The 18161-nt window shown below is 57.8% G+C and carries 15 protein-coding genes and 1 other RNA gene; 6 read left to right on the forward strand and 10 right to left on the reverse strand.

Annotation, left to right across the window (positions count from 1 at the left end):
• The 6 genes from carB to grpE form a co-directional block, all read right to left on the reverse strand.
• Positions 1–3219, reverse strand: a complete 3219-nt coding sequence (gene carB / locus ACTZWX_RS08560; RefSeq protein ID WP_444713572.1) for a carbamoyl-phosphate synthase large subunit — start codon at positions 3217–3219, stop codon at positions 1–3.
• 81 nt (positions 3220–3300) lie between these two features.
• Positions 3301–4431, reverse strand: a complete 1131-nt coding sequence (carA, locus tag ACTZWX_RS08565; protein WP_444713573.1) for a glutamine-hydrolyzing carbamoyl-phosphate synthase small subunit — start codon at positions 4429–4431, stop codon at positions 3301–3303.
• 383 nt (positions 4432–4814) lie between these two features.
• Positions 4815–5618 (reverse strand): 4-hydroxy-tetrahydrodipicolinate reductase, encoded by an 804-nt coding sequence (dapB, locus tag ACTZWX_RS08570; RefSeq protein WP_444713574.1) that lies wholly within the window; start codon positions 5616–5618, stop codon positions 4815–4817.
• Between the two features lie 11 nt (positions 5619–5629).
• Entirely contained in the window at positions 5630–6754 is a 1125-nt protein-coding gene (dnaJ, locus tag ACTZWX_RS08575; RefSeq protein WP_444713575.1) for a molecular chaperone DnaJ, read from the reverse strand.
• Between the two features lie 78 nt (positions 6755–6832).
• Positions 6833–8758 (reverse strand): molecular chaperone DnaK, encoded by a 1926-nt coding sequence (dnaK, locus tag ACTZWX_RS08580; RefSeq protein WP_152439084.1) that lies wholly within the window; start codon positions 8756–8758, stop codon positions 6833–6835.
• Positions 8759–8850: 92 nt separating this feature from the next.
• Positions 8851–9447: a nucleotide exchange factor GrpE gene (gene grpE / locus ACTZWX_RS08585; protein WP_444713576.1), complete on the reverse strand. Its 597-nt coding sequence runs from the start codon at positions 9445–9447 to the stop codon at positions 8851–8853.
• A 263-nt stretch (positions 9448–9710) separates the two neighbouring features.
• On the opposite strand from grpE, the gene recN reads away from it, so the two are divergent.
• A complete protein-coding gene (gene recN / locus ACTZWX_RS08590; RefSeq protein WP_444713577.1) occupies positions 9711–11390 on the forward strand; it encodes a DNA repair protein RecN in 1680 nt (559 codons plus the stop codon).
• Positions 11391–11449: 59 nt separating this feature from the next.
• On the opposite strand, the gene fur is transcribed toward recN, so the two are convergent.
• Positions 11450–11869: a ferric iron uptake transcriptional regulator gene (gene fur / locus ACTZWX_RS08595; RefSeq protein WP_106694153.1), complete on the reverse strand. Its 420-nt coding sequence runs from the start codon at positions 11867–11869 to the stop codon at positions 11450–11452.
• A gap of 122 nt (positions 11870–11991) precedes the next feature.
• Here fur and ACTZWX_RS08600 point away from each other — a divergent pair, with 122 nt between their 5' ends.
• Positions 11992–12324: an outer membrane protein assembly factor BamE gene (locus ACTZWX_RS08600; protein WP_058092535.1), complete on the forward strand. Its 333-nt coding sequence runs from the start codon at positions 11992–11994 to the stop codon at positions 12322–12324.
• A 4-nt stretch (positions 12325–12328) separates the two neighbouring features.
• Here the strand turns inward: ACTZWX_RS08600 and ACTZWX_RS08605 are convergent, their stop codons facing one another.
• Genes ACTZWX_RS08605 through ACTZWX_RS08615 form a run of 3 tightly spaced genes read right to left on the reverse strand, consistent with a single transcriptional unit; the run spans position 12329 to position 14709 of the window.
• On the reverse strand, positions 12329–12607 hold the full coding sequence (locus ACTZWX_RS08605) for an RnfH family protein (protein WP_058092534.1): 279 nt from the start codon (positions 12605–12607) through the stop codon (positions 12329–12331).
• Positions 12607–13053, reverse strand: coding sequence for a type II toxin-antitoxin system RatA family toxin (locus ACTZWX_RS08610; RefSeq protein WP_444713578.1), 447 nt, complete (start codon positions 13051–13053; stop codon positions 12607–12609). The genes ACTZWX_RS08605 and ACTZWX_RS08610 overlap by 1 nt, the downstream gene beginning before the upstream one ends.
• Positions 13054–13113: 60 nt before the next feature.
• Positions 13114–14709: a sodium-dependent transporter gene (locus ACTZWX_RS08615; protein ID WP_444713579.1), complete on the reverse strand. Its 1596-nt coding sequence runs from the start codon at positions 14707–14709 to the stop codon at positions 13114–13116.
• A gap of 181 nt (positions 14710–14890) precedes the next feature.
• Here ACTZWX_RS08615 and smpB point away from each other — a divergent pair, with 181 nt between their 5' ends.
• From smpB to ACTZWX_RS08635, 4 genes are all read left to right on the forward strand, one after another.
• Positions 14891–15373: an SsrA-binding protein SmpB gene (smpB, locus tag ACTZWX_RS08620; protein ID WP_058092531.1), complete on the forward strand. Its 483-nt coding sequence runs from the start codon at positions 14891–14893 to the stop codon at positions 15371–15373.
• Between the two features lie 138 nt (positions 15374–15511).
• Positions 15512–16930, forward strand: coding sequence for a wax ester/triacylglycerol synthase family O-acyltransferase (locus ACTZWX_RS08625; RefSeq protein ID WP_444713580.1), 1419 nt, complete (start codon positions 15512–15514; stop codon positions 16928–16930).
• A gap of 70 nt (positions 16931–17000) precedes the next feature.
• Positions 17001–17365, forward strand: a transfer-messenger RNA (tmRNA) gene (ssrA, locus tag ACTZWX_RS08630).
• Positions 17366–17507: 142 nt separating this feature from the next.
• Positions 17508–18104, forward strand: a complete 597-nt coding sequence (locus ACTZWX_RS08635) for an exopolysaccharide biosynthesis protein (RefSeq protein WP_444713581.1) — start codon at positions 17508–17510, stop codon at positions 18102–18104.
• Positions 18105–18161 lie beyond the last annotated feature (57 nt).

The raw sequence follows: 18161 nt of genomic DNA on the forward strand, positions 1-18161 counted from the left end.
TTACTTTCCTGCGTGAAGATCCTGGAGGCGACGTACTGTGCGCTCCGGGCCAAATTTGATAGCCCGACAGAAGGCTTCGCCGCCTGCCAGTGTGGTTGTGTAGGTCACCTTGGTCTGCAGGGCGGACTGGCGAATCTGGGCCGAGTCGGAAATCGCCTTGCGACCTTCAGTGGTATTGATAATCAGCTGGACCTGACCATTCTTGATGGCGTCAACAATGTGCGGGCGACCCTCGCGAACCTTGTTTACCCGCTCCACGGCAACACCTTCGGCTTCCAGCGCCTTGGCAGTGCCAGTGGTGGCAATCACTTTGAACCCGGCCTCAACCAGGTCACGAGCCACCTTCGCCGCACCGGGCTTGTCGACATCCCGCACAGACATGAACGCGGTACCCTGGGCAGGCAGGCGCTCACCGATGGCCAGAGCCGCCTTGGCAAAGGCTTCGTCGAAGCTGTCGCCCAGGCCCATCACCTCACCGGTGGACTTCATTTCCGGCCCAAGGATCGGATCTACCGCCGGGAACTTGTTGAACGGGAATACCGATTCTTTTACCGCATAGTAAGTCGGCACGATTTCCTGGGTGAAGTTCAGTTCTTTCAGGGTCTTGCCGGACATTACCCGGGCCGCCACTGCCGCCAGGGACACACCAATGGCCTTGGAGACAAAGGGCACGGTACGGGAGGCGCGGGGGTTGACCTCAATCACGTAGATTTCGCCATCCTGCCACGCCAGCTGCACGTTCATCAGGCCGATAACGTCCAGCTCGATGGCCATCTTCCTGACCGCTTCGCGCATTTCATCCTGCACCTCTTTAGGCAGGCTGTATGGCGGCAGCGAACAAGCGGAGTCACCGGAGTGAACACCGGCCTGCTCAATGTGCTGCATGATGCCACCAATGACCACATCTGTGCCGTCGCAGATAGCATCAATGTCTACTTCAACGGCGGCATTCAGGAAGTGGTCCAGCAACACCGGACTATCATTGGACACCAGCACCGCGTTACGCATGTAACGTACCAGCTCGGTTTCGTCATAGACGATTTCCATCGCCCGCCCACCCAGTACGTAGGACGGGCGCACCACCAGCGGGTAGCCGATTTCGCGGGCCGCCAGGATACCTTCCTCGTGACTGCGTACGGTGGCGTTTTCCGGCTGTTTCAGCCCCAGGCGCTGGATCATCTGCTGGAAACGTTCACGGTCTTCGGCACGGTCAATGGCATCCGGGCTGGTGCCGATAATGGGCACACCGGCCGCCTCGAGACCACGAGCCAGTTTCAGCGGGGTCTGGCCGCCGTATTGCACGATCACGCCCTTGGGTTTCTCAACGTGGATGATTTCCAGCACGTCTTCCAGGGTGATCGGCTCAAAATACAACCGGTCGGAGGTGTCGTAATCGGTGGACACGGTCTCCGGGTTACAGTTGATCATGATGGTTTCATAGCCGTCTTCACGCATGGCCAGAGCCGCGTGCACACAGCAGTAATCGAACTCGATGCCCTGGCCGATGCGGTTCGGGCCACCACCGATCACCACGATTTTCTCGCGATCACTGGCATCTGCCTCGCACTCTTCCTCATAGGTGGAGTACATGTAGGCGGTGTCTGAGGCAAACTCGGCGGCGCAGGTGTCTACACGCTTGTACACCGGGCGGATGCCCAGATCGTGACGCAGTTTGCGCAGGCTCACCTCGGAAATGCCCAGCAGTTTGGCCAGGCGGGCGTCGGAGAAGCCCTTGCGCTTGAGGCGGAATAGGGTGGCCTGATCAATGTCGGCCTTGCCGGCAGACTTCAGGGCTTGCTCTTCCCGGATAATGTCCTCAATCTGCACCAGATACCAGGGGTCGACCTTAGTGTGCTGGAACACTTCTTCCACGGTCATGCCGGCACGGAATGCGTCACCGATGTACCAGACACGGTCAGCGCCCGGCACGTTCAGTTCCCGGGTCAGGGTTTCCCGAGAATTCTCGGAATCCAGGTCATCCAATTTCTCATCAAAACCTTCAGAACCCACTTCCAGCCCGCGTAGCGCCTTCTGCATGGACTCCTGGAAGGTGCGGCCAATGGCCATAACTTCGCCAACAGACTTCATCTGGGTGGTCAGGCGAGCGTCGGCCTGGGGGAACTTCTCAAAGGTAAAGCGCGGGATTTTGGTGACTACATAATCGATGCTCGGCTCGAACGAGGCCGGGGTCACACCACCGGTGATTTCGTTCTGCAGTTCATCGAGGGTATAGCCAATCGCCAGCTTGGCCGCCACTTTGGCAATCGGGAAGCCGGTGGCCTTGGAGGCCAGGGCCGAGGAACGGGACACCCGCGGGTTCATCTCGATCACCACCATGCGGCCGGTGTCCGGGTTGATGCCGAACTGCACGTTGGAACCGCCGGTTTCGACACCGATTTCACGCAGTACCGCCAGCGAGGCGTTCCGCATGATCTGGTATTCCTTGTCAGTGAGGGTCTGGGCCGGTGCTACGGTGATGGAGTCACCGGTATGCACGCCCATGGCATCGAAGTTTTCGATGGAGCAGACGATGATACAGTTGTCGTTCCTGTCGCGAACAACTTCCATCTCGTACTCTTTCCAACCGATCAGGGACTCGTCAATCAGCAGCTCGTTGGTCGGGGACAAGTCGAGGCCACGGGTGCAGATTTCCTCGAATTCATCCTTGTTGTAGGCAATACCGCCGCCTGAGCCACCCATGGTGAAGGACGGGCGGATGATACACGGAAAGCCGATGTCTTCGGACGCCGCCCAGGCTTCGGCCATGGAGTGAACGATGGTTGCGCGCGGGCATTCCAGGCCGATTTTTCTCATGGCCTTGTCGAAACGGTCGCGATCTTCGGCTTTGTCGATGGTGTCGGCATTAGCACCGATCATTTCGACGCCATGCTTCTCCAATACACCATGCTTTTCCAGGTCCAGAGCGCAGTTCAGTGCGGTCTGGCCACCCATGGTGGGCAGCAGGGCGTCCGGTTTTTCTTTCTCGATGATCTTTTCGACCGTCTTCCAGGTGATGGGCTCGATGTAGGTGGCATCGGCCATGGCCGGGTCGGTCATGATGGTGGCCGGGTTGGAGTTCACCAGGATAACCCGGTAACCCTCTTCACGCAGCGCCTTACAGGCCTGGGCCCCGGAGTAATCGAATTCGCACGCCTGCCCGATCACGATGGGACCTGCGCCCAGGATCAGGATATTTTGGATGTCTGTACGTTTTGGCATGTCTCGGTAAACCTGTCAGCAACTTTTGAATTCTTTCAGCGCGTACGATGCGCCAGTGAGCTATCTAGGATGGCCTTGCCCTCAGGCAGATCGCGCTTCCATCAGCTGGATAAACTCGTCGAACAGGGGCGCCACATCATGGGGGCCCGGGCTGGCTTCCGGGTGACCCTGGAAGCTGTAAGCCGGCTTGTCGGTGCGGCGAATACCCTGCAGCGTGCCGTCAAACAGCGACTTGTGGGTGGCTTCAACATTAGCCGGCAGGGTTGCTTCGTCTACCGCAAACCCATGGTTCTGGCTGGTAATCATCACGGTGCCTTTGGCAATATCCTGCACCGGGTGGTTGGCGCCGTGGTGGCCGTGGCCCATTTTCATGGTTTTGGCGCCACTGGCCAGAGCCAGCAACTGGTGGCCCAGGCAGATGCCGAACACCGGGATTTCGGTTTCCAGCACTTGCTGGATAGCCGTGATAGCGTAGTCGCACGGCTCGGGGTCGCCGGGGCCGTTGGACAGGAAGATGCCGTCGGGATTCATGGCCAGCACTTCCGAGGCCGGGGTTTGCGCAGGCACCACGGTGATGTCGCAGCCACGGGCGGCGAGCATGCGCAGGATGTTGAACTTCACACCGTAGTCCCAGGCAACGACCTTGAATTTGGCGGCGGCCTGGTCACCGTAACCGTCTGTGATATCCCACTCGGTCTGGCTCCACTGATAGGATTTCCCGCTGGTGACTTCTTTGGCCAGATCCATGCCCTTGAGGCCTGGGAAGGCTTTCGCCAGTTCCAGGGCGCGCTCGGCGGTGGCGTTCTCGCCAGCAATGATGGCACCGTTCTGGGAGCCTTTGTCACGCAGGATGCGGGTCAGGCGGCGGGTGTCGATGTCTGCAATGCCAACAATGTTGTTACTTCGCAGGTACTCGCCCAGGCTCTGCTGGTTACGCCAGCTGCTAGCGACCAGGGGCAGATCGCGGATGATCAGACCAGATGCGTGGATGCGGTCGGATTCTACGTCTTCTTCGTTTACACCGGTGTTGCCAATGTGCGGATACGTCAGGGTAACGATCTGGCGGGAGTAGGACGGGTCGGTCAAGATTTCCTGGTAACCGGTCATGGCAGTGTTGAACACTACTTCGCCGCTGGTTTCTCCGTCTGCGCCGATGGCGGTGCCGTAGAAGAGGCTTCCGTCTGCGAGTGCAAGGATTGCTGGTGTGCTCAAGGCTTGTATCCTCATCGAGTGGCGTAAGTTCGTCACGAACAGGAACGCAAGCGCAAATTCAGGTTGCAAAAAAGCGAGACAAGGTAAAAAACCCGGTCCCGCTTTCTTATAAACTTTTCAAAGGTACGCTTGGTGCAGTCAAATCGCCTTATTGTAAGCTATTTTGGCGTTTTCTGTCCACGTCGAATTCTTGCCGGGAGTATGGCGGTTGTCCGGCAGGAGGGCTGGATCGCCTTCCCGAAAAACGCTACGAGCATATCCCTGTGCGCTTCGCTCCGGCCATCCATGGCCTCCGAGATTTTCGGGAAGGCGATCCAGCCCTCCTGCCTCAAAGTCCGCTGCTCCACAGCCTTTCACTCGAGGTCAACTTTTCACGAGGACATTCAGCCCTTCAGATTCAAGACATCCTGCATGTCATACAGCCCAGCGGCCTTCCCTTTCAGCCAGAGTGCGGCTCGCATAGCCCCCTTGGCAAAGGTCATCCGGCTGCTGGCCTTGTGGGTGATTTCGATGCGTTCGCCCTCGGTGGCGAACAGAACGGTGTGATCGCCCACCACATCGCCGGCACGAATGGTTTCGAAGCCGATTTCCTTGCGGGTGCGTTCGCCGGTGAAGCCTTCTCGGCCGTAGACTGCACATTCTTTCAGGTCGCGGCCGAGGGCGTCAGCTACGACTTCACCCATGCGCAGAGCGGTGCCGGAGGGGGCGTCTTTTTTGTGGCGGTGGTGGGCTTCGATGATTTCTACGTCGTAGTCGTCACCCAGGGTAGCTGCGGCAGTGCGCAGCAGGTTGAGGACGACGTTGACGCCAACGCTCATGTTGGGGGCGAAGACCACGGGGGTGGATTCGGCGGCCAGGGCGAGCTGTTGTTTTTCGGCGTCGGTCATGCCGGTGGTGCCGATGACGATCATTTTGCCGTTGGCGCTGCAGAACCTGGCGTTTTCCAGGGTGAGGTCCGGAAAGGTGAAATCCACCAGCACGTCGAAGTCGTCTTTGACGTCCTCGAGGCTGCCGGCCATTTTGATTCCGGTTTTGCCGATGCCGGTCATTTCGCCGGCGTCCGCGCCGATCAGGCTGCTGCCCGGCTCTACAATGGCAGCGCCAAGCTCGAGGCCTTCGGTGCCGTCTACGGCTTCGATCAGTACTTTGCCCATGCGCCCGGCGGCGCCGATGATTGCTACCCGCATCTGTTCTGCCCTCAGAATTTCATTTCGTCGAAGAAACTTTTTACACCTTCAAACCAGGAGGTTTTCTTCGGAGCGTGATGGGTGCCGTTGTTACCATCCAGGGTTTCCTGGAACTCTTCCAACAATTCTTTCTGGCGCTTGGTCAAGTTGACCGGCGTTTCCACCATCACACGGCACAGCAGGTCGCCGGCGGGGCCACCGCGGACGGGGCTGACGCCTTTGTTGCGCAGGCGGAAGAGTTTACCGGTCTGGGTTTCCGGCGGGATCTTGAGCTTGACCCGGCCGTCCAGGGTCGGCACTTCCAGTTCCCCGCCCAGCGCTGCGTCGACGATGCTGATGGGCACTTCGCAGTACAGGTTGCGACCATCACGGGTGAAGATGGAATGCTCGCGCACGGCGATCTGCACATACAGATCACCTGGCGGACCACCGTCAACGCCCATTTCGCCCTCTCCTGAGAGACGGATCCGATCTCCGGTATCCACACCGGGCGGCACTTTCACAGACAGGGTTTTTTCCTGCCTCACGCGGCCCTGGCCGTGGCACACTTTACAGGGATTCTTGATGACCTGACCGGAGCCCCGGCAGGTCGGGCATGCCTGCTGCACGGTGAAGAAACCCTGCTGCATGCGAACCTGCCCCATACCCTGGCAGGTTCCACAGGTTTCCGGACGGGAACCTTTTTCAGCACCGCTGCCGTCGCAGGCTTCACACTCTTTGTGGCCAGGAATATTGATCTTTACGGTTTTGCCTTTGACGGCTTCTTCCAGATCGATTTCCAGGGTGTAGCGCAGGTCGGAACCGCGAGTGTTGCGGCCCCGGCCACCGCCACCGAAAATGTCACCGAAGACATCACCAAAGATATCGGAGAAGCTGGCACCACCTCCGCCAAAGCCACCGCCGGCCTGGCCATCCACGCCGGCATGACCAAACTGGTCGTAGGCCGCACGCTTGCTGCCATCGGCAAGAATTTCGTAGGCTTCGCTGGCCTCCTTGAACTTGTTCTCGGCGTCTTTGTCGTCCGGGTTACGGTCCGGATGGTATTTCATCGCAAGCTTTCGGTAAGCCCGCTTTATGTCCTTCTCGTCCGCGTCCCGGGAGACCCCGAGTACTTCGTAATAATCGCGCTTGGCCATGCTTAAAACCCTGTTGCTATAACGCGGAAAACGCGGGGCTTACCCCCGCGTTTTCCAACTACCTGATGTACTGAGGATTTACTTCTTGTCGTCGTCTTTGACTTCTTCGAACTCGGCGTCCACCGCATCGTCAGCCGCCTGGGACTGGGCACCTTCCTGCCCGCCAGCCTGCTGAGCCTGATCTGCCTGATCCGCGTACATCTTCTGTGCCAGCTCGGAGGACACTTCGGTCAGTTTCTGAGTCTTGGTTTCGATGGCTTCCTTGTCAGAGCCGGTCAGGGCTTCTTCCAGATCCTTGATAGCCGCCTCGATAGACTCCTTTTCACTGTCAGAAACCTTGTCGCCGGCTTCGGTGAGGGTCTTGCGCACGGCGTGAACCATGGCATCACCCTGGTTACGGACCTGAACCAGCTCTTCGAACTTGCGATCTTCCTCGGCGTTGGCCTCGGCATCGCGAACCATCTTCTCGATCTCATCATCGTTCAGACCAGAAGAGGCCTTGATCACGATGGACTGCTCCTTGCCGGTCGCCTTGTCTTTGGCAGACACGTTGAGGATACCGTTGGCATCGATGTCGAAGGTTACTTCGATCTGCGGCACACCGCGAGCGGCCGGCGGGATGTCAGCCAGGTCGAAACGGCCCAGAGACTTGTTCTGGGCAGCCTGCTTGCGCTCACCCTGGACTACGTGAATGGTTACCGCAGTCTGGTTGTCATCCGCTGTCGAGAAAGTCTGCGACTTCTTGGTCGGGATGGTGGTGTTCTTGTCGATCAGCGGAGTCGCCACGCCACCCATGGTTTCGATACCCAGGGTCAGCGGGGTTACGTCCAGCAGCAGCACATCTTTCACGTCACCGGAAAGAACGGCCGCCTGGATGGCAGCACCCATGGCCACGGCTTCGTCCGGGTTCACATCTTTACGGGCTTCTTTGCCGAAGAACTCTTTAACCTTTTCCTGCACGAGCGGCATACGGGTCTGACCACCAACCAGGATAACCTCGTCGATTTCAGAAGCCTTCATGCCGGCGTCCTGCAGGGCCACTTTACAGGGCTCTAGGCTGCGATTAACCAGGTCTTCCACCAGGCTTTCCAGCTTGGCACGGGTCAGCTTCACGTTCATGTGCTTCGGCCCAGACGCATCTGCAGTGATGTATGGCAGGTTCACGTCTGTCTGCTGGCTGCTGGACAGCTCGATCTTCGCTTTCTCACCGGCTTCCTTCAGGCGCTGCATGGCCAGGGAATCGCCGCGCAGGTCGATGCCACTGTCTTTCTTGAACTGGTCTGCCAGGTACTCGATGACTTTCAGATCGAAGTCTTCACCACCCAGGAAGGTGTCACCGTTGGTGGCCAGAACCTCGAACTGATGCTCACCGTCGACATCCGCAATTTCAATAATGGAGAGGTCGAAAGTACCACCACCCAGATCGTATACAGCAACTGTGCGGTCACCGCTCTTCTTGTCCAGACCATAGGCCAGGGCAGCCGCGGTCGGCTCGTTGATGATACGCTTCACTTCCAGACCGGCGATCTTGCCCGCGTCTTTGGTGGCCTGACGCTGACTGTCGTTGAAGTAAGCCGGCACGGTGATAACTGCTTCCGTTACCTTCTCGCCCAGGTAGTCTTCTGCAGTCTTCTTCATTTTCTTCAGAACTTCTGCAGAGATCTGGGGCGGTGCCATCTTCTGGCCCTTCACTTCAACCCAGGCGTCGCCGTTGTCGGCCTTGGAGATTTTGTAAGGCACCATCTTGATGTCTTTCTGAACCACATCGTCCTCAAAACGACGACCGATCAGTCGCTTGATGGCGTAAAGGGTGTTATGGGGGTTGGTGACCGCCTGGCGCTTGGCGGACTGACCAACCAGGGTCTCGTTATCGTCGGTGTACGCGATAATGGAGGGAGTAGTACGATCACCCTCTGCGTTTTCAATAACCTTTACCTTGTCGCCATCCATGATGGCCACACAGGAGTTGGTCGTTCCCAGGTCGATACCAATAATCTTGCTCATCGAATCACTCCAAATCTTTCTGAATGCTGTCCCAGGGAGTTTTGCCCTGACTGTCGCTGTTTAATCGCTATATTGGCGCTTTAATCGGCTTTTCAAGCCTGCTCATCGATTTTTGGTGCATCTTCGGCCTTCGCCACAACCACCATGGCGGGACGAACCACGCGACCGTTCAGCAGGTAGCCCTTCTGCACCACGGCAACCACACTGTTCGGCTCGGCATCTGGCGCGGGCACCATAGACATCGCCTCGTGCTGTTGCGGATCGAACGGTTCACCCACCGGGTTCACCTGTTCAACGTTGAATTTCTTGAGCCCGTTCATGAACAGGCCCAAAGTCATTTCCACGCCTTCGCGAATAGAGCCAACCAGCTCACCGGCGTTTTCATGACCTTCAGTACTTTCCACTGCCTTTTCAAGGCTGTCTGCCACCGGAAGAAGCTCTTTCACAAACTTTTCCAGAGCGAACTTGTGGGCCTTTTCCACATCAATTTCGGCACGACGACGCACATTCTGCATCTCAGCCTGGGCTCTCAACGCCTGGTCCTGATATTCCTGCAACTGCGCCTTCAGCCGTTCCAGTTCGGAACCTTCTTCAGCACCGGCGGCTTCTGCTTCGCCCTGCTCTTCTGCGGCGTTTACTGCCTCGTTCAGCTCGTCTACTTGTTCGTTGCGCTTATCGTCAGCACTCATGACAACTCCTGATGACTTTCCCTGGGCCCGAGGGCCTGCGGCTAAATGAGCCCCGCCTTGCACAGGCAGGAAAATACGACTTTGCGAACGGATATGGGGCCCGCCCCTCAGGTTTCAACCTCAAACGATGCATTCTTTCAGATTTTCACGATTCGATTATTTGCAAACAGGAAAAACCCTGTATATATTCACAGCAACTGTATACATCAACAGTATCCAGACAATTTTCAGAGAGTCTCCAATCCTGAGCGGAGGTTATCGGCATGCTCACACAACTTACGGTCTCCAACTACGCCATCGCTGAACGGGTCGACCTGCATTTCAGCAAAGGCATGACGGCCCTGACCGGTGAAACCGGCGCCGGCAAATCCATTGTTCTGGATGCGCTCAGCCTGGCCATGGGCGGCCGAGCGGATGCCGGTGCCGTGCGCCACGGTGCAAAACGAGCCGATATCACCGCCAGCTTCGACATCTCACGTATTCCGATTGCCCGGCAATGGCTGGAAGAACACGAACTGGATGACAAAGACGACTGCATCCTGCGCCGGTCCATCAGCAAGGATGGTCGTTCAAAAGCGTTTATTAATGGCCAGCCCTGCCCACTCTCCCAGCTCAAGGATCTGGGCGGCCTGCTGATGGACATTCACAGCCAGCACCAACATCAGTCACTGCTGCAAAAAGACACTCATCGGAAGCTGCTGGACGAATTCTCCGGCGCCGAAGACCTGGCAGAGCAAACCCGGGATGCCTGGAAAGCCTGGCATAGAACCAGCCAGAAACTGGAACAGCGGCGCCAGAACGCCGACGAGGCGGAGGCAAAACTGCAACTGCTCCGGTACCAGGTGGAGGAGCTGGACCGGCTCGCACTGGGCGACGGCGAACAGGAAAACCTTGAACAGGAACAAGCGCAGCTGAGCCAGGCCGACGCGGTACTGCATAGCAGCCATCAGGCTGCCCTGCTGTGCACTGAGGACGAAACCAGTGCCGCCGATCTGGTGCGTCAGGCACTTCAGCAACTAGAGCAGCTGCCCGTGGAGGTGCCGGCACTGGCTGACACCATCCAGATGCTGACCGAAGCACAGATCCAGATTTCAGAAGCCGGGGACAACCTTCGGCACTTTGTTGAAGACTACGAAGCAGACCCCGCACGGCTGGCCGAAGTCGAGGAGCGCCTGAGCGCCATTTATCAAATGGCCCGAAAGCACCGCATCACACCGGAGGAATTGCCGGAACTGCACCAACGCCTGTCGAACGAACTGGCAGAGCTGGACGGCGGCGAAGGCAGCCTCGAGCAACTTGAGGCAGAGCAGCAATCCCTGCGCAAACGGTTTGATGAACTGGCCGGGCAACTAACGGCCAAACGGGAGCAGGCGGCGGCGGAACTGGATCAGCGCATTGCCCAGGAGCTTGCACAGCTGAGCATGCCGGCCGTCCAGTTTGTTACCAAACTGGGCCGTAACCACAATGATGAGCCGGCCCCACATGGAATGGAAGACGTCGAGTTCCTGGTCAGCGCCAATCCGGGGCAACCCGCACGTCCACTGGCCAAGGTTGCCTCGGGCGGCGAACTGTCCCGCATCAGCCTTGCCATTCAGGTGGTGGTCGCCCAGACCTCCACCACGCCCACACTGGTGTTTGATGAAGTGGATGTCGGTATTGGCGGCGGCACGGCCGAAGTGGTCGGGCGCTTGCTCAGGTCTCTGGGCAGCAATGGCCAGGTATTGTGCGTTACCCATTTGCCCCAGGTGGCAGCTCAGTGCCATCAGCACCTGTTCGTCAGCAAATTCACCGAACAGGACGCAACGTATTCACGCATTGAAACGCTGGATGACCAGGGAAGAATCGGCGAAGTGGCAAGAATGCTGGGCGGCGTAGACATGACAGAGCACACCATTGCCCACGCCCGGGAGATGTTCGTTAAGGGTCAGGCGACCCATCACTGAATCCCCCTCTCGATTCGGAGAGCTGTTGGGGCCGGCGCTTGCTGGCCCCTTTTTTTGACTTATTTCTTGGAAGAGCCCAACGGCTTAACGTAGAGGATCAGGCTGTGATCAACAATCTCATAGCCGTGCTCCCTGGCGATCTTCTGCTGGCGCTCTTCGATGATCTCATCCACAAACTCGATCACTTCTCCGGTTTGCGTGCATACCATGTGGTCATGGTGATCATCACCCGCCATTTCGAAGACGGCGTGGCCACCCTCAAAGTTATGGCGCAACACCAGGCCCGCGGCCTCGAACTGAGTCAGCACCCGGTAGACGGTTGCCAGCCCCACGTCATCTCCCTGATCCAGCAGCTTCTTGTAAACATCCTCGGCACTCAGATGGTGCTCTTCGGCGTTCTCCAGAATATTGAAGATTTTGACTCTCGGGAGAGTAACCTTCAAACCGACCTTTCGTAATTCGGCGTTTTCAGATGACATGTTACTATTCACTCTTTGGTGTGCCTCACGGCTTCCGGTATGATGAAGCCGCCGTTCAACGGACTACCCGATTCACACCTGCTTGATGCAGGCGATTTCAAGATAGAGGATTTCCCCCGGCGATGCAAAAGCTCACCGCTATCGTTCTTATTAGCATTTTATCCTTGTCCGGTTGCGCATTCCCTGGCGTTTACAAAATCAATGTGCAACAGGGTAATATCGTGACCGAAGACGACCTCAAGAGCCTCTCACAAGGCATGGCCCGCAGCCAGGTGCATGCGGTTCTCGGGTCGCCGCTGATGCTCAATCCGGTGGACCCCTCACGCGAGTACTATGTGTACACCTTCCAGCGCCGGGGTGGGGATATCCAGGAGCAGCGCATCATCGTCTATTACGAAGGTGACGAGTTCAGCCATTACGACGCGCGACTGCTGGAAGAAACTCCCGCTTACTGATTGTTCAGGCTTTCTTTTTGGCCCGGTTCAGCCGGGCCTGCTTTGGATCTATCTTCAGCGGTCGGTATAGTTCAACCCGGTCTCCCTCGCGCAGCTCATGGCCAGCGGGGTCTTTAATGACTTTGCCAAACACGCCCATATCCGTTGCGTCCGGGTCGATTTCCGGAAAAATATCCGTTATTCCAGACAGTTTCACGGCCTCGATGGCGGTGGTTCCCTCAGGCACTTCAATCGCCACAATTTGCTGCTTGTCTGGCCGGGCATACGCTACCTCTACCTGCATCAAATTACCCCTCCCCGATAAATCTGATCTGCCCGACGGCAAAACGCATCCACCATGGTGTTGGCAGCCTGGTTGAATACCGGGCCAAAGGTCATTCGGGACAAGGAGCCCGAAAACTCAAACTCCAGGGTCAGGATCACCTTACAGGCCTGCTCGTTGAGCGCCTTGAAGTGCCACCGACCCCGCAGATTTTTCAGCGGACCATCCACCAGGCTCATCTCGATCGCCTCGGGCATCAACAGCTGATTGCGCGTGGTCAGGCGGTGGCGCACACCGCCCTTGGCAATCTCCAGAGACGCCATGATCTCTGCATCCGTTTGCTCGTGCACCTCTGCCCCGGCGCACCAGGGCAGAAACTCGGGATACCGTGCAATATCATTGACCAGATGGAACATGCGCTCTGCGGAGTGCATGACCAATGCGGTCTTATCAATCTGATGCGCCATGAAAACGGGGGTTCCTGCGTTTTTTGCAACAAAAGAGCCTGACCGGCCCGCGGAGGCCAACTACACACTATGATAAAGGATATCGTCCCCGTTGGGGGCGTTTTCCGCCGGCTGGTTTTCTGCGCCCCGACCAGACGCGTCACCTTCTGGCTCCGGCCCCTCGCTTTGCGGGCTTGCGGGCACGCCGTTAAGGTCATCGTTTGCCGTCGCAGGCATCGGGTCTTCCGGCGCGCCATCTTGTGTGCACCAGATGGCTGCGCCGCCGTTATCACACAGGTTTGACAATGAGAACACCGTGTATTGTATGCCAATCCAGGCCACCAGAACCGGCAGAACAAGGCGCATGACCCAATACCAGATCTTGCGAATAGCCACCGGGGTGTTGCCAAGAATCCTTGAGGCATAGCGCCGGGTCAGGCACCAACCGGCAAAGGTGGCAATCAGCAAGGCCACCAGCGGAATCAGGATGCCGCCCGTCGTCAGCTCCAGCCATCGGAACAGGGTGGCACCGGCAAACCGGTAGTCTGCCCAGAGATTGAAAGAGAATAGCGAACCCAGCCCGGCAGCCCACACGGCGACACCGGTAATAACCGCAGACCAACCCCTGGGTGCGCCAGTCCACTCACGAAACCAGCCCACCACAGGCTCCAACAGCGATATGGCGGTCGCCCATACGATCATGAGCACCAGCAGGAACACCGCCGCGATGATCAACTGACTGTGGGGCAACTGGGCCAGCGTTACCGGCAGGGAGACAAACAACAGCCCGAAGCCACGCTCACCATCAAGACTGGCACCATCCAGCGCCACCGAGAACATCATCAGCCCCGCCAGGATGGCCACCAGAGTGTCCATCAACACCACCGCCAGCAATGACCGCTTTAACCGGGTATGTGACGTGCTATAAGCGCCGAAGATCGCCCACACCCCCATCCCAAGGCCCAGAGTATAGAACGCGTGAAAAAAGGCCGCCTTGACGCTATTGAAGCCAACGTCGTCCGGCCGCAACGCCAGGATGTGTTCAATACCCGAATCCAGCCGCCCATGACTGGCCGACAAGGCAAATAACCCCAACATCAACAACAACGCCGCCGGCACCAGAAACCGCAGAGATCGCTCCAGCCCTTTTACCACGCCCTGAGCAGATACCCAGACCACGAGAACCATGAAGAACGCATGCCAGGCCATGAACTCCCGATGCCCACCCGGCCTGGACACTAAGTCCGTCAGGATACCGGTCGCCGCCTCGGGCGTCGCTGCCCTGAAACTGTCTGCTGCCCCAAAGAAGACGTAGGCCAGCACGATGCCACCGAACACCGCGGTGAATGACAACACCAGGAATGCGGCAAGCACACTCAACGGGCCCGCCAGGCGCCACAGCGGCGAACAGCCTGCGTCTTTCACCATGCCGTCCATCGCCAGTACAATGCCATGGCGTGAGTGCCGCCCAAGCACCGCCTCAGTCACCATCAGCGGCAGGGTTACCAGCAGCAGGCAGGCGAGATACAGAAAGATGAACAACCCGCCACCGTGAATACTGGCAAGGTATGGAAACTGCCACAGATTGGCCAGGCCCACGGTTGCGCCCACCGAGGCCCAGAAAAACGTGGATTTTCGGGTAAATGACCCGATGGACGTGTGATACTTGCTCGCCATGGCGATCCCTGACAGTCAAATGCGCCCCATTGTAGCCGAAGGCGGCATCCCGGAACGACTGGATCTACAAGCCCGGCGGTGAAATCGTGACCCGTCTGGCAGTCCTGGGCTACAATGCCCGATTTACCGGCCAACAGTCACCCGGCCGGCACACACATTCTTCCGATCCCGGACAGGATTCATGAGCAAGAAGAAAGCAAACGGACCAACCAGCAATACCATTGCCCTGAACAAAAAGGCAAAGCACGAATATCATATTGAAGAACGCTTTGAAGCCGGCCTTGCCCTGCTGGGCTGGGAAGTGAAATCGCTGCGAGCCGGCAAGGCTCAGCTGGTGGACGCCTACGTACTTCTGAAAAATGGCGAAGCCTGGTTGTTGGGCGCTCATATCACGCCGCTCAACACCGCATCCACCCATGTCATCGCCGACCCGACCCGTACCCGCAAATTGCTGCTGCACGCAAAGGAAATTGCCAAGATCATCGGCCAGGTCAATCAGGCCGGGCATACCTGCATTCCACTCGCCCTGTACTGGAAAGGCAATAAAGTGAAATGCGAGATTGCCCTGGTGAAAGGTAAGAAGCTGTTCGACAAGCGTGCCACAGAAAAAGAGCGTGACTGGAATCGCCAGAAACAGAGAATCATGCGCGAGGCCAATACCTGAGCCTCGCTCGCACTGTCGCTTTTACCGCCTCTTTCCCGGCCTCGGAATCCCTCCTATACTCAGGTGTTCACACCTGCTCCGACCCCACAGGCAGTAACTGGAGCCCCTGTTAGTTGGCAAACAGCAAAGGGAGGGCTTATGTCATCTGAACGGACTGCAATGACGTCAGTCGACCGATCCTGGCTGCGTATGGACACCCCGGAGAACCCCATGATGATCTCCGCGGTGCTGATGTTCGAGCAACCGATTCCGATCAAACGGCTAAAACGCACACTCGAAGAACGATTTCTGAGATTCAGGCGCTTTCGCCAACGAGTGGTTGAGAAGGGCGACAGATGTTACTGGGAAGACGATCCCAACTTTGATCTCGACAACCATCTGCACCGCATTGCACTGCCAGGACAGGCCAGCAAGAAAGAGTTGCAGGAACTGGCCAGCGATTTCAACAGCACGGCGCTCGACTTTCGCCGGCCACTCTGGCAAATCCATTACATCGATAACTTCAACGGCGGCTGCGCCCTGCTGATCCGCATTCACCACTGCATTGCCGATGGTATTTCACTGGTTCGGGTTCTGCTTTCGCTCACCGACCGGACACCAGAACCCAAACTGGAACGCATCGCCAAGAAAGTTGCCATTCCCACACCTCAGGGCAACGCTGCCACCCGGTTTTTGCACCGTTTGGTGGACAGCAGCCAGGCTGGCTGGCAACAGGCGCAACTGTTCCTGGATTCCGTTCGGCAAGAGGCCAATTACCCCCTGAAACTGGCGCGGACCGCCGGCGGCATCGCCATGGACCTGGCGAAACTCGGGCTGGCCCCGTTTGAGCCGAAAACCAGCCTGAAGAGCCAGTTGGTAGGCCGCAAGAAAGTGGCCTGGGCGGAGCCCCTGGCCCTGGATGACGTAAAACACTGCGCCAAGACCCTGGGTGGAACGGTCAACGACGTATTGCTGTGCGCCGCCACCGGCGCCCTGAGCCGGCACTTTACCGAACACAAGCAAACCATACCCGATTGCGGTATTCGCGTTGCAGTGCCGTTCAACCTTCGGCCCCTGGACCAACCCATTGAATCATTGGGCAACCAGTTTGGCCTGGTTCTGGTATGCCTGCCCGTGGAAGTCCATGACCCGTTGATGTGCTTCCGCCAGGTGCAGGAAAACATGAACAGGCTCAAACAGTCCTACCAGGCTCAGGTAACCTACAGCCTGTTGGACCTGTTTGGCCGGGGTCCGGATATTCTTGAGCGCCGGGCCCTGGACCTGCTCAGCAATAAAGCCTCTGCAGTACTGACCAACGTGCCCGGCCCGAGGCATCCGGTTTACCTGGCCGGCAGCAAACTGGTGCAACCCATGTTCTGGGTGCCCCAGAGCGGCAACATCGGCATTGGCATGAGCATTTTCAGTTACGCCGACACCGTGCAGTTCGGCATCACCGTCGACAAGGGCATCCAGGCCGATCCGCAAGCGGTGATGAACTACTTCCGGGACAGCTTTCAGCACCTGTACGACGCGGCCATGTCTCACGCCCATGGCCTGTACATTGCGCAGGCCTCGTGAACAGGATAAGTACAAATAGTGACAAACAAGCCTTGAAGTCCGGCAAACCGGACACATATACTGGTCATAAGGGGACGACATGGCTTCGACGCTGGTGGCGAACCCTTGGGTGCATGTCGAGATGGCAGCCAATCTCGTTAATCCAAAGCTGCAACGCAATAGTCGCAAACGACGAAAACTACGCACTAGCAGCGTAAGCTGCTAGTCGTCCTGACCGGGTCGCCTGTAGCCCGGAAGCAACATCTCAGGACGTCATCGCTTACGGGATGCTCCTTTATCCAGAGCTCACTGGCTAAAGGCTAAGATTTAAAGAGCTCGCCTCTCGCACCCTGGCCTTCGGGTCGCAAGAGGTTAAATTAATAGAAGGACACTAAACATGTAGATCTCAAGGCCTAGTGCTGGCGGACGCGGGTTCAATTCCCGCCGTCTCCACCAACTTCCAAGAGAAAAGCCCCGGATTTTCGGGGCTTTTTTCGTTTTCATACCCCCGCCCCTTGCCAACCCTTCACCAATCCGTCATGCAATCCTCACTCATTCCCGTTATGGTCGTGTCATTCCAAGCCACACAACCAACGCTATGAACCAACCCAACGACCCAGACAACCTGCAGGAACTCATCGCCCGTATCCGCGACCACACACGCGAGATGGACGAGGTGTCCGTGGGTGACCTGCTGTCAGCTGCAGGCGAGCGCTCTTTTGGTCCGGTGGTGCTGGTTGCCGGGCTTATCACACTGGCGCCGTTGATTGGTGATATTCCGGGCGTCCCCACGCTGCTGGGGCTTCTGGTACTGCTAACGCTGGGGCAGTTGCTGTTTCAGCGGGAGAGCATCTGGATTCCAGCGCGGCTTTCAGAACGGCGGATATCACGGGACAAACTGTTCAAGGGGCTGGACTGGATGGATAGGCCCGCACGCAAGCTGGATGACTGGACTCGCCGGCGGCTGACCGTTCTGGTGCGCGGCCCAGGGCAGTTGGCCATGGCAGTGGTGTGCATGCTGGTATCAATGGCCATGCCGCTAATGGAATTCATACCGTTCAGTGCCAATGGCGCCGGGCTGGCGCTGATGGCGTTCGGGCTGTCGATCGTTGCCCGGGACGGCCTTCTGGCTCTGCTGGCACTAGCCTTCACTGGCGGTACCGCCTGGTTCGTGCTGACCAATCTGCCCGGTTGAGACGGCCTCCGTCGGCCCCCTGTCGTGATCACCGGCCTGTCACCAATTGATACAATT

This window comes from Marinobacter sp. NSM, from assembly GCF_052380025.1.
Lineage (GTDB): Bacteria > Pseudomonadota > Gammaproteobacteria > Pseudomonadales > Oleiphilaceae > Marinobacter.